The organism is Lysinibacillus sp. VIII_CA (assembly GCF_049943995.1).
In the GTDB taxonomy this organism is placed as follows: Bacteria; Bacillota; Bacilli; order Bacillales_A; family Planococcaceae; genus Lysinibacillus; species Lysinibacillus pinottii.
Genome location: NZ_JBNFXM010000010.1, coordinates 95,714 through 108,024, shown reverse-complemented (window position 1 = coordinate 108,024; position 12,311 = coordinate 95,714). Strand labels below are relative to the sequence as shown.

Annotated in this window: 14 protein-coding genes; 8 read left to right on the top strand and 6 right to left on the bottom strand. The window is 36.9% G+C overall.

Translation table 11 applies throughout. The features are described 5' to 3' along the window. Nucleotides 1-114: 114 nt before the first annotated feature. A complete protein-coding gene (locus tag ACP3VS_RS14845; RefSeq protein ID WP_257216265.1) occupies nt 115-246 on the bottom strand; it encodes a hypothetical protein in 132 nt (43 codons plus the stop codon). Nucleotides 247-441: 195 nt separating this feature from the next. Between ACP3VS_RS14845 and ACP3VS_RS14840 the strand changes: the two genes are divergently transcribed. The 6 genes from ACP3VS_RS14840 to ACP3VS_RS14815 all read left to right on the top strand — a co-directional run bounded on the left by ACP3VS_RS14840 (nt 442) and on the right by ACP3VS_RS14815 (nt 4,938). Further along, nucleotides 442-933 (top strand): hypothetical protein, encoded by a 492-nt coding sequence (locus tag ACP3VS_RS14840; RefSeq protein WP_206700956.1) that lies wholly within the window; start codon nt 442-444, stop codon nt 931-933. Nucleotides 934-1,074: 141 nt separating this feature from the next. Next, the gene (locus ACP3VS_RS14835; RefSeq protein ID WP_306552461.1) at nt 1,075-1,479 is read left to right on the top strand and encodes a MerR family transcriptional regulator; all 405 of its coding nucleotides are present in this window, start codon (nt 1,075-1,077) and stop codon (nt 1,477-1,479) included. Nucleotides 1,480-1,511: 32 nt separating this feature from the next. Beyond that, nucleotides 1,512-2,852, top strand: a complete 1,341-nt coding sequence (locus ACP3VS_RS14830; protein ID WP_036162133.1) for a hemolysin family protein — start codon at nt 1,512-1,514, stop codon at nt 2,850-2,852. 99 nt (nt 2,853-2,951) lie between these two features. Beyond that, nucleotides 2,952-3,356, top strand: a complete 405-nt coding sequence (locus ACP3VS_RS14825; protein ID WP_008178358.1) for a hypothetical protein — start codon at nt 2,952-2,954, stop codon at nt 3,354-3,356. A 128-nt stretch (nt 3,357-3,484) separates the two neighbouring features. Further along, nucleotides 3,485-3,934 (top strand): helix-turn-helix transcriptional regulator, encoded by a 450-nt coding sequence (locus ACP3VS_RS14820; RefSeq protein WP_426389098.1) that lies wholly within the window; start codon nt 3,485-3,487, stop codon nt 3,932-3,934. A 269-nt stretch (nt 3,935-4,203) separates the two neighbouring features. Beyond that, a complete protein-coding gene (locus tag ACP3VS_RS14815; RefSeq protein ID WP_281487046.1) occupies nt 4,204-4,938 on the top strand; it encodes a metallophosphoesterase in 735 nt (244 codons plus the stop codon). A 16-nt stretch (nt 4,939-4,954) separates the two neighbouring features. On the opposite strand, the gene cyoE is transcribed toward ACP3VS_RS14815, so the two are convergent. The 5 genes from cyoE to ACP3VS_RS14790 form a co-directional block, all read right to left on the bottom strand. Further along, nucleotides 4,955-5,905, bottom strand: coding sequence for a heme o synthase (gene cyoE / locus ACP3VS_RS14810; RefSeq protein ID WP_036162134.1), 951 nt, complete (start codon nt 5,903-5,905; stop codon nt 4,955-4,957). Nucleotides 5,906-6,183: 278 nt separating this feature from the next. Then, complete coding sequence (locus ACP3VS_RS14805; RefSeq protein ID WP_012295197.1) at nt 6,184-6,837, bottom strand: alpha/beta hydrolase; 654 nt, start codon at nt 6,835-6,837, stop codon at nt 6,184-6,186. Nucleotides 6,838-6,879: 42 nt separating this feature from the next. Further along, nucleotides 6,880-7,437, bottom strand: coding sequence for a hypothetical protein (locus ACP3VS_RS14800; RefSeq protein WP_426389096.1), 558 nt, complete (start codon nt 7,435-7,437; stop codon nt 6,880-6,882). 140 nt (nt 7,438-7,577) lie between these two features. After that, nucleotides 7,578-8,279 carry a tetratricopeptide repeat protein gene (locus ACP3VS_RS14795; protein WP_197149955.1) on the bottom strand — a complete coding sequence of 234 codons (702 nt, stop codon included), beginning with the start codon at nt 8,277-8,279 and terminating at the stop codon, nt 7,578-7,580. Nucleotides 8,280-8,376: 97 nt separating this feature from the next. After that, nucleotides 8,377-8,856 (bottom strand): thioredoxin family protein, encoded by a 480-nt coding sequence (locus ACP3VS_RS14790; RefSeq protein WP_012295200.1) that lies wholly within the window; start codon nt 8,854-8,856, stop codon nt 8,377-8,379. Nucleotides 8,857-9,049: 193 nt separating this feature from the next. On the opposite strand from ACP3VS_RS14790, the gene ACP3VS_RS14785 reads away from it, so the two are divergent. After that, complete coding sequence (locus ACP3VS_RS14785) at nt 9,050-11,344, top strand: YhgE/Pip family protein (protein WP_426389093.1); 2,295 nt, start codon at nt 9,050-9,052, stop codon at nt 11,342-11,344. A gap of 80 nt (nt 11,345-11,424) precedes the next feature. Next, nucleotides 11,425-11,937, top strand: coding sequence for a PCYCGC motif-containing (lipo)protein (locus ACP3VS_RS14780; protein WP_012295202.1), 513 nt, complete (start codon nt 11,425-11,427; stop codon nt 11,935-11,937). The last annotated feature ends 374 nt before the right edge of the window (nt 11,938-12,311 follow it).

The window sequence follows — 12,311 nt, the reverse complement described above, 5'->3', positions numbered from 1 at the left end:
GAGTCGTGTTCAAATAAAGAACACGACTCTTTTATGTGCCTCCTACGATTGGCATAGTTTTGAGCAACCGCCGTTCAAACAAGCTTGTTTGACGGTAGGTCTGCTTATTTTACTCTATACTTCCAAAATTCCCCGTATCCAACGCTCCACAAAGTTTTCAAAGGTAATCCCATAATTATCGTAGACGGCATGATAAACAAAATAAGTTCCTAAACGATCAAGCATTTCATCATTAATTTTCATCACAAACCGCTCCCTTTCTCCTTGGTTTTTACCAAATTTCCATACTTCTATACTTCCCAAATGACGAACAATCGAGTGGAGGTCGCATCGTTGCAAAACCGTCACAATCTACCGCTTTCATGCCCTTTCTTCGTATTTTTCTTTTCGATAAGATAGTAGTAACAACTTGCTAGACTGGAGGGACTACTTGTGAAATGGATGACAAAATTAGCTTGTATGACTTGCATCTGCGCACTACTGACAGGCTGTGGTGGTCGATTATCAGAAATCAAAGATGCAGCTTCTGGCATCAATACAGCGGCAAACTCCGCGGCTAGTGCAGTTAGTCGAGATGTTCATGCCATACGCGCTATAGACATTAACTATAAAGAAACAACTTTTACGGTTAATGACCTATTTAAAACTATTTTACGTGACATACGCTGGGATTATGACCCTGAAAAAAATGAGCTTCATGTGAGAGGCACTTGGCAACCCCCACTATTTTCTGATCAACAATGGAATGATGAGTTGAAAGAAAAGCTTGCTGAGTCAGGCATTGTATACGTTACATGTAAAATTATTGATGATAAAATTGATAGCTCTCAAACTACAATCACAGTTATTTTTAATAATGAAAATCTCCTACAAAAAAATGGAGAAGAAGCACTTCATCACCTATATGATACCTATTTAATTTCAACACACTAAAAACGTTTCTGCCAAGAAGACTGGCAGAAGCTTTTTTTATAATAAGTCTTACAATTTTGAAATATTAGGTGCTTTCATTTGAATAAAATAAAACCATCACGTTATAATCAAAGTACAACGTGATGGTTTGGAGGTGTTTGCATTGGGACAGAAAAATTAAAAATTGGCGAGCTTGCTGAAAAAACTGGCATTACAAAACGAACAATCGATTATTATACAAACATAGGCTTATTGGTTGCAGAACGCTCTGCAACAAATTATCGATACTATGATCCCGTCATGATTGAACGACTTCAATTCATTGAACAGCGCAAACAACAAGGGCTTTCACTCGTGGAAATCCAACAGGAATTAAACATCACACCCTATGAAGAAATCGATGTACAAATGCTTCGTTTGAAAATGCAAGATTTAGAGCATGATGTAGCTTCTCTGCTAGAACAAATGAACAAGCAAGATGATAAAAAAATTGAAACCATAAAAAAAAATGTTTCGCCTGAAAGCATTGCATTAATGCAATCCTTACTTTTACTTATTCATAATTAGGAGGTGACGTTCTGTTTTTACAGAACGACTATTTGGATACCATAATAAACTTATCGATTTTTACCATTTTAATAGCTTTAACAGGTTTTTTCGTGGCAACAGAATTTGCCATTGTAAAGGTTCGTTCCTCAAGACTTGATCAGCTTATTGCAGAGGGCCATAAAAAAGCCATTGCTGCCAAGCAAGTGGTCAATCATTTAGATGAATATTTATCTGCCTGTCAATTAGGGATTACAGTAACAGCTCTTGGTATCGGTATGGTTGGTGAAAAAACGTTTGAATTTATGCTGCACCCTCTTTTCGAAATGATCGGTATTTCAGATAAATATATGACCATCTTTACCATTGGTACAGCCTTTGCAATCGCTACATTTTTACATGTCGTTGTCGGTGAATTAGCCCCGAAAACAGCAGCTATTCAAAAAGCAGAAACAATTACCCTTCTTTTCGCAAAGCCAATCATGTTTTTCTACAAAATCATGTACCCATTCATTTGGTTCTTGAACGGCTCTGCACGCGTTTTGATTGGTTTATTCGGTATGAAGCCTGCAAGTGAGCATGAGCTTTCCCATACGGAGGAAGAACTACGACTATTACTGTCTGAAAGCTTTAAAAGTGGTGAAATCAATAAAACAGAGCTTAAATATGTAAATAACGTCTTTGAGTTTGACGAACGTATTGCTCGTGAAATCATGGTTCCTCGAACAGAAATTGTTGGGATTGAACGAAATGACTCGTTTACAACTATCATCCATCATTTTGCCGCTGAAAAATATACACGTTACCCTATTTATGAGGGCGACCGTGACAATATTTTAGGGTTTATCAATGCCAAGGAATTGTTTACGCACGGTTTACTTGAACAGCTTACAGATGAGACATTAGTCATCGAAGATTTTATTAATCCAGTTATTCGAGTGATTGAAACAATCCCTATTCAAGAATTACTTGTACGAATGCAAAAAGAACGTATTCATATGGCTATTTTAATGGATGAATATGGTGGGACATCTGGTCTGGTAACTGTTGAAGATATTTTAGAAGAGATTGTTGGTGAAATTCGAGATGAATTTGACGATGATGAAATTGCAGATATTCGAAAAATCACAGAAAACCATTATATATTAAATGCTAAAATGCTTGTTGAAGATGTTGAAAATCTACTAAATATAACATTAGAATCTGAGGAAGTTGAAACTTTAGGTGGCTGGTTCTTATCTGTGAATAATGGCATAAAAGCATCTACTAATATTGAGCTTGCCTCTTATATCTTCAGTATCTATGAACAACAAGGACATCAGATACATTATATCGAGGTTCGACCTCTACGAATTAGTGCACCGACACCTGTCATTACAAAGGCACAGCTATAGCCCTATTATCTTAAAACCATATTTTCTCCATTCCATTATTAGCCATTTCAAGCTATAATGAATATAGGAATATGATTCTAGTTTCAGGGGGCTATACACATGACATTGTTTAAACTATATCATTCAGATGGTATACACATTATTACAGACGTAAAAAAACATAAAACAAATATTGAATTAAAAACAATTACAGGTGAAGTATTATATATTATCGTCGTAACAGATGAAAACTACACAGTGTACGACGATCGTTTTGCAGGTGCCTCTAAGCAGTTAAATTCTGTAGAAGCATTTGATATTGATGGCAGTTTCCGTAGCCTAGATTTCGATAATATGCGCGCTTTATTTAAAGAAGCCTTTACAAAGCTATTACAACAAATCGCTGAGTGCGTCCAAAGTAAAGACGAGCTAGTTGATATTGACACACTCCGCCATAAAGTAAGTGCACAAATAAAAGGCATCCATTTTCGTGTCATTTCTGATACGAAAAAATATGAAATTTAACCTCTCACAGACTGTTTATTTTGGACAGTCTGTTTTCTTTTCCCGTTCCTCTCTAGTGGAAACAAAAACACGCTTCTTGACTTTCATGTATAATGGGACATAACAATCTGAAAAAAGGGGTGTTTAGAATGAATCGTGAACAATTAATCACACTCATTTCAGAAAAACTGAAATTAATCCGTACTGAAAGAGCTTTTACTCAGGATCAAATGAGTGACTTACTTGGACTATCCAAAAAAACACTTGTCCAAATTGAAAAGGGGCGTATACAGGCTGGATGGACAACTACTGTTGCCGTATGTACTTTGTTTCGTGACAGTACGATTTTGCAGCATGAACTAGGTGGAGATCCATTAGAGGTAGTGGATTTAATCGTTAATAATGGAACATTACAGCCTAAAGATAAAACAATGGGTGGATACATATGGTGGAAAAATATACATGAGCAAGGAGGGTTTCGACTACAACAAAATATCATTAGCCTTCATTTCCGCATTTTAGACAACAATAATTTTCGTTTAATCTCAACATTTGATGAACAAATAGCAAAACAAGCATGGGAAAAGCTACAGATGTAACTCTACCGCCATCTACTAGACTCTAGCATAACAGTAGAAGCAGCATTCTTGCTTCTGCTGTTAGTTGTTTGTTTGCCCTCCTCCCCCTCTCACACCCATACACTATAGACAAATATATAAAGCAAAGAAATGACTTGCCATATGATAGAGAGAATGAATTCTGTGAAATTTCTATGAAGGATAGATAGTTGAAGCTAGGAAGATCGAAATTTGCAGAAATATTTCCTATACTTAATAGTAACCGCTGTGATATTGAAAGGATGGCATACATGAATAGAATTCTAGCAATAAGTGATATACACGGAGAATTAGCGCTTTTTGAAGAATTATTATTAAAAGCAAGCTATAATCCAGAAGAAGATCAACTTTTTTTACTGGGTGATTACATCGACAGAGGCCCTGCTTCTAGCGGCGTGTTAAATTTAGTGAGTGAATTACAAGAAAAAGGAGCACGAGTTCTCCTTGGCAACCACGAGGCGATCATGCTTAATGCATGTCGTTCAGGTCTTGCTAAACCATGGAACCATTGGGTAGGACTTTGTGGTGGAGATGCAACATTGGCAAGCTATGGTTACCAGCTAAGCGATTTTGAGGATGCTATTGCTACCCAAACATTGCCTAACTTTATCAAAACGCTGCCAAAGCTAGAGGAACATTTACAATTAATTGAAAACTTCGAAACATACATTGAATTAGAGGATGCTATATTTGTACATGGCGGAGTTGTACCAGGCGTTGCGATGGCAGAAACAGACCCCATGCAATTACTGTGGATTCGAGAAGAATTTCATGCAGGCTATGAAGGAGATAAAACCGTTATCTTTGGACATACACCTACGTATAGGCTTCACCAAAATCCAACAGATTACAGTGTCTACTTTGGTGAAAACAATATTATCGGTATTGATGGTGGTGCTGTATTTGGTGGCCAATTACACGTATTTGAATGGCCCAGTCGTCAAATAATATCGGTCGAACATAAAAAACCAACAAGTGACGATTAACTTGTTGGTTTTTCCATTAATATAACTTGAAGATAACACCTACTAAAGAGTACACAATAACTGTTGTGAATAATATGGTCATATGGAACAGTGAGAAAACAAACATTTTGGTTGCCCACTTCACTTGATCTTTATTACTATGATAGCCATATATACTCATTACTAGCCATGCAATACTTAATAGTAATGCAACGAGCATAATTCCCACACTTAGGGAACCAAATAAAAAGCTTGATAGAATTAATAAAATTAGATAGAAATTTGTTTGATAATACGTACGGCGCATACCTTTAACAACAGGAAGCATCGGCACGCTTGCTGCTTCATAATCTACACGTTTGCGAATTGCAATGGCATAAAAATGTGGCATTTGCCAAATAACCATAACAAAAAATAAACCTAGTATTGCAGGGTGTGTAATATCTGTCGATACGGCAGACCAGCCAATTAATGGCGGAACAGCACCACTTATACTACCAATTTCTGTATTATAAATCGTACGACGTTTTGTCCACATTGTATAAGGGACTACATATAAAAATACTCCGAGCAAACCAAATGCCGCTGCTAATGGTGACGCAAGCGCCAATACAGCTAAGCCGATGATTAACATAACTATCGCTAATGATAGAGTCGATTTTGCTGACATTTCCCCAGTGACGGTCGGTCTGCTTTGCGTACGAGGCATGATTGCATCGATATCACGGTCATACACATTATTAAAGGCCCCTGCTGCTCCAATGACAAGGGCAGAACCAACTGTCGAAAAAATCATTTCTGGTATATTGTCTATGAACGTCATTTTATTTTTGTACATCCCTAGCGTTAAACCAGCCCACATTGGTATTAAATTGGATTTGATAATTCCTGTTTTGACTGTTTGCGCTAAAATAGTAGAGCGGGACGATTTCCCTCGTGGTTTTGCGGAGGATTGCGGTTTCTGCTCCGAGTTCAGATTTTGTTCCATTTATCTTAATTCCTTTTCTCCATAATTTCGACACGCCACAATCGATAGAAAGCGACAAAATTTGCATCTAGCACATCAAATTATTATTTTACCCCTTTTAGATCTGTTCTGTCTCTAAGTTCACATAAAGTACATGTTTTTATCTAGTAAAGCACGCTCATTCACAACATCTTCTATGATACCACCGACTGGCATGAATTTGAACCTTCTTGCTCGATTCTTATCATTACTATTCAGGAAAAGAAAAAAGCCGAGGCAGAATTTTGCCCCGGTTTCTATTATTGAAGATCTCCTTGAAGTTGCTGGGCCAAAAACGCCACTAGATCACGCATATTATCAGGTGTTACTCCATGCCCATCTGGATATTGCTTAAATGTCACAGTTGCACCAAATTGTTCGAAAACCTCTTTACTTTCCATTCCCCATTGCGACGGAATAACATAATCATAATCGCCATGGGAAATAAAGGCTTGTAAATGTTCAACGGAGCGAATAGAATATTCCTCTGTTACAAATTTAGGTGTATAGCCACTTAATGCGACAATGCCTGTCACTAAATTTCCCATCACAAAGGCTAATGATTGTGCTAGCACAGCCCCCTGACTAAAGCCTAATAAAAATACTTTATGAGGATCCACTTGATATTCATCAATTGCCTCTAATATAAATCGTTGCAATGCCACTAATACTTTATCAAAGATGGCACGATCTGGTTGTCCTACCTCTTGAATAGTGAAAAAAGCATACCCTGGTTTTTGTGTAATGGGTCCACGCAAACTAAATATATGACATTGTTCTTGAAAGTCCTGTACTAATTGTGGTAAGTCCTCTTCATTACTCCCCATCCCATGCAATAAAAAAATAGCTGGGTATTTTTTTGTAGTATCCATATTTGTAGGTGGTGTATGCTTAAAAGTAAATGGTGTATTCATATCTTCAAATTCCCTTCACAGTAAATCTTTGTAACAATGAAGCTACAGTAATTTTGTTTTATTGATTAATCCATCTGTATGGTAGGCAATATATCCATTGACAACACGAATGGTCTCTAGTGGATTTGCGTCAAAAAGTACTTGGGATTGCTCAGGTGTGGACACAAGAACCGTTAATAAATCCATACGCATAGAATGACCAGAAGAGCTATATGCATAGTCGTAGATAATTGCTTCCTCTGTCAGGCCCTCTGTCTCATATTGTTGATGGAACAATTCCTTTACAGTATCCATTTGCTCTGCAACTTGTTGTCGGATACGCATCTGATGCATCAATAATTCCTCTTCTAAAGTTGAGGGCTTCAACCACTTTTTAGCCTCTAGCATGTTCAGAAATTCTTGCTCCCATGCCTGTTCATTCTCAGTAAAGTAGAGCATATTGATCATTAGCATGTCCCAAAAATCAACGGCCGTAGCTGCTGAATTTCGTTGCATTGCAATAGTTTCTTTAAAGTGTTCTTCTACCTTTGTAATATTCATATGTCGAACTAAATGATTACATACGTTTTCAATAAACTTATTTGCCACTTCTTGTGCCATAAAAAATCCGTCCTTTATACTACAAATCATTTTTTCCTATCTTATCATACCATGATTGTGAAATATGGCAACGAAGCCCTCTCTATAGTCATTTTCACAAAAGGATGTCTCCGTTTGTATAGGAAGACATCCTCAATGAACTACGAGAAAACATAGCTATCCATAGTATTCATAGTGTTTTGAATGGCAGCTTTCAATGATTGTTGATGTTCACCACAGGAAGCCAATGCCTCCTCCAAAGCGATTGCAGCATTCGCCATAAACGGTGCCATTTGCAAATCCTTGGCCAATTGAATAAGAACTAATGCCTTATTCCATTTCCAACGAGGGTTTGTTGGATCTAAATTGATCGCCTGTTCCAAATAACCAAGCACATCAAAAGGCATCCATCCAAAGCGGTGCATCGTCTGGCCCGTTATCCCCCAATATACGGCCTTATTTGGATTTTCTTTAACGGCTTGTTGAAAGCAATGTACACTTTCATTGTATTGATGAGCAAATAAAAACAACTCTCCTTGCGTAAAGAAGGATTGAGCTTTTTCATTAGCTGTTCCTGTCTTTGCCACTTCTTCTAATTGCTTAATATTGTCTGCAAATGCTTCTTCAACTTTGATTGATCGTATTTCTACAACCTTATCGGATTCTGGATAGCTTTCGTCCGCACGTTCTACATGCTGCATTTCTTCATAAAGAGTTGGCTTTGGATAATGAGCGAAATCATACTCTTCTAATAAAGCTATATATTTCTGCGCGTATGCTTTTTCCTTTTCATTTGTCACCATTTTTGCCGCCTCATAACATTTCATTAGTTCGCCATTGTAAAAATAATCATCCATTGACATTAAAAATCCCCTCCAGTGTATAACTATTCAGTATTTTTAGTATACACTACAACATAAAAAGAGACTGATCAAAATTTTGATACAGTCTCTTTTAGTGCTATTTTTTTAACACTACCGTGTTTAAGAAGTTGCGTAAGTCCTCTTCTTTAAGTGCCCCTACAAAACGGTTCACTTCTTTTCCATCTTCAAAACGGATAAACGTTGGTGTTGCTTCAATATGATATTTATCCCATAGATCTTCATATTCATAGACGTTCAATTGAGCAATGTCGACACCCAGTTCATCTGCAATTGGCATTAACTCAGGAGTAAATGCTTGACAGTGTACACAAATCGGGCTGAAGAAATAGGCATTGACAGGTTCACCTGCTTTAATTTTTGCCTCTAATTCGTCTGGTAACATAATGTTTTGATAGTTTTTGTCATCTAATTGATCAATTGTTTCTTGTTTAAGCTTTTTATCGCCATAAGGGTTGTTTGCGCTTTCTAGTTTACTTTTGTTTGAGACATTGGTAAGTACAATGATTGCTGCAAATAATACAACAATAACAGAACCAATAATTAATAATTTTTTCACTAGAATAGTGACCTCCTTTTTTACACTAAAATCCTAATTTTAGTGTATCCGGATTGATTATAAAGTGTTTTGAAAACCTAGTAAACTAATTCGCCTTTAAAAAAAGAAATTTCACATTTATAACATAATTTTAAGTATATTTGGGAACATACATATTGAGAGCTCGTGCAAAATTTGAATGTGGGGTGATTATATGAAAAATTCGTTTCAGCATGTATTTCAAATTTACACGAAGGATATCCGGAATATTGTCACAAACTGGGTCGTAGCTGTCATTGTAGGCGGATTGATTTTTCTTCCTTCACTCTATGCCTGGCTAAATATCTATGCCTCTATGGACCCATATGCCCACACATCCAATATGAAAATCGCGATTGTTAACGAGGATACAGGAACCACCGTTCGAAATGAAGCGATTAATGTTGGCAATGAAGTCATCGAAAATTTAAAAACCAATGAAAGCTTTACTTGGGAGCTTGATAACGAAAAGCAAGCTATGGAGCATTTGAAAAATGGAGATTATTTTGCCATGATTGTTATTCCTAGTGACTTTTCACAAAAGCTCACCTCCATTCTAACAGATCAACCGACAAAAGCTCATATTGATTATTATGTAAATGAAAAAAAGAATCCAATTGCTCCCAAAATTACAAGTAAAGGAGCAAGTGTCCTCACCCAGCAGGTATCTAGTGAATTTGTATCGACGGTGAATGGTACGTTATTCTCCATTTTTAATACCATTGGTCTCGAAATGGAACGTGACATTCCTGACTTTCGAAAATTTGAAAACTATGTCTTTACCATAGAGCAGCATTTACCTGATATCAATTCATTTTTAGGTCAGGCTTCCCTTGAAGGGAAGGAGGCCGATCAATTACTCAATCGTGCGCTTACACAAATTCCACAAGTGGAACAATTAACAACGAATGGTTTAACTACCATTCAAAAAGGTCTAAATCTTGTGAACGAAGCAGATGCTCTGTTTAATGAACTATCTCCTCTTATCAAAAAGGATGTACAAACTGTTCAAAATATTGCACAGCACTTCACAGATATGATAAACAAGCTCAATAGTATTGATCTTGATTCAAGCTCTATCGCCCAAACAAAAGAAGCACTAAAAAATCAATTGTCGACGTCCAAAGAAAATATAGCACATAGTATCCAAACACTTGAGGCACTGCAGAAGTTGATTCAAGCAGATACTTTAACCCGAAATCAGTTACAGGATTCCTTAGACAATATCATCACATCCTTACAGCAAAGTAATGCCCAAGATAATCAGCAAATTATAAAGCAACTTACTGGCATCCGTGATGCCTTGCAAAATAATCCGAGCTTTACCGATTCAACTTTAAACGCCTTAAAAGATCTGCAACAACTAAACACTTTACATGCAGATATCCTTACAAAAATTGAACAATTACAGCCAATTGATAAAGAAGTTATTCAACAAGACATTATAGCGATTCAGAAGATGGCACAAAATGCCACGGCTAATTTGCAAAAGTTTTTGGTCTACTATAACGATCATCTGGAGCCACAAATCCGCTCAACATTGTCTAGTGCTAAAAGTACATTATCAAGCGCATCTTCCATGTTGACGGATGTAAAACAATTCATACCCCAGGCAACTGATAAATTGACACAAGCAAAAAATACGTTAGGAACGGCTAATAATGCGCTACAAAAAATTCAAGGAGAGTTCCCTACGCTGAGTACAAAAATCAAAGACTTAGCCACTAAACTTCGAACTTTAGAAAGTGAAGCTGATATTTCTGAGATTGTGCAATTATTAAAGAATGACGTCAATGCCGAGCGTGATTTCTTTGAAGAGCCCATTAAACTAAAGGAACATCGAATATTCCCTATTGCAAACTACGGAACAGCGATGACACCATTTTACACAGTGCTGTCCATCTGGGTCGGTTGTTTATTATTAATTTCACTATTATCCGTAAATCTTCATGAGAACTCACCTTATAGTATTCGTGAAATTTATTTTGGTCGCTTACTAACATTTGCAACTTTTTCTATTATTCAGACCCTTATTATTACAATTGGTGATACTTTTTTAGTTGACGGCTCTATTCAGGCACCCACTTATTTTATCTTGTTTGGACTTTTGATTAGCGTAGTATTTGTAACAGTTGTGTATACATTAGTCTCAGTCTTTGGAAATGTTGGAAAGGCTTTAGCGATTGTCATGCTTGTTTTACAAATTGCGGGCTCTGGTGGAACATATCCTGTTGAATTACTGCCAAGGTTCTTCCAAATTATTAACCCATTTTTACCTTTTACGTATGCAATTGAAATGATGCGTGAGGCTGTGGGAGGCATTATTTGGTCAACGGTATGGATAGATCTCCTTTTCTTAGTTGGTTTCTGGTTTGTCTTTATCCTATTCGGCTTTTTCTTAAAAAAGTTACTGAGCGAAAAAATAGAACATTTTATGAACAAAACACGCGGGCTAGATATATTTCATTGAGCTTCAACTAGGCTTCATGTAAATGTTTATGAGAACGATGTTATAATGGAAGTATTGTAAACATGTAGGAGGCGCTATCGTTGAAGAAAAGGGTTTCTATTTTTATTGTTTTGGCGTTAATGTTATTAAGTGCTTGTGGAGAAAATACGAAAAATGTTGAAAATGAACATGTAGCTACAGAGGGGGAAGCGTCCCACGAAGGGGATAGTCATGCTTCAGGTGATATTCAGGAAGAAACAGCTTCAGCAAACGTTCTTCCATCGTTTTTAGAGGATAAACAAGAAAATATTCGCTTAGTGTATCAAGTCGCTGGACAATCTACAGAAATTCTTGAATGGATGCCATGTTATTGTGGATGTGGTGAATCTTCTGGCCACAAAAGTAATTTAAACTGCTTTATTCAGGAAAAACGTGAGGATGGATCCATCGTCTGGGATGATCATGGCACTCGTTGTTTAGTCTGTTTAGAAATTGCTGTACAGTCAGCTAAAATGCATCAGGATGGCAAGAGTCTAAAAGAAATTCGCCAGTTTATTGATGAGACTTATAAAGAAGGCTATGCAAAACCAACACCAACTGATATGCCAGCATAAAAAAAGCAACGTCCATCGAGAAATTCACTCTCGATGGATTTTGTCATTTTTTCTTTCTTTTTTATTTCCGATATTCGGTAAATCACTGTCGATTTCAATATACGCTTCGAGCATAGTTGCTCTTCTTAAGCTATTTGCCATATTTTCTTTCAATTCATGGCAGCAAAAGTAAGCATCCATCGCCTGCATGGACAATTTGTAAGGAAGATAAATGAAAAATCTATAGCAGCTTCGAGTTTTCGCACTAAATAATCTTTGGGAACTCTTTGATCCACCGTTAACAGTTCTAATTGTTCACATTCATTGATTGGATAATTCGTCATTATGGGTGATTGGAACGAAGGGCGGCGACTCCTGCTGGAAAGTCTAAATCC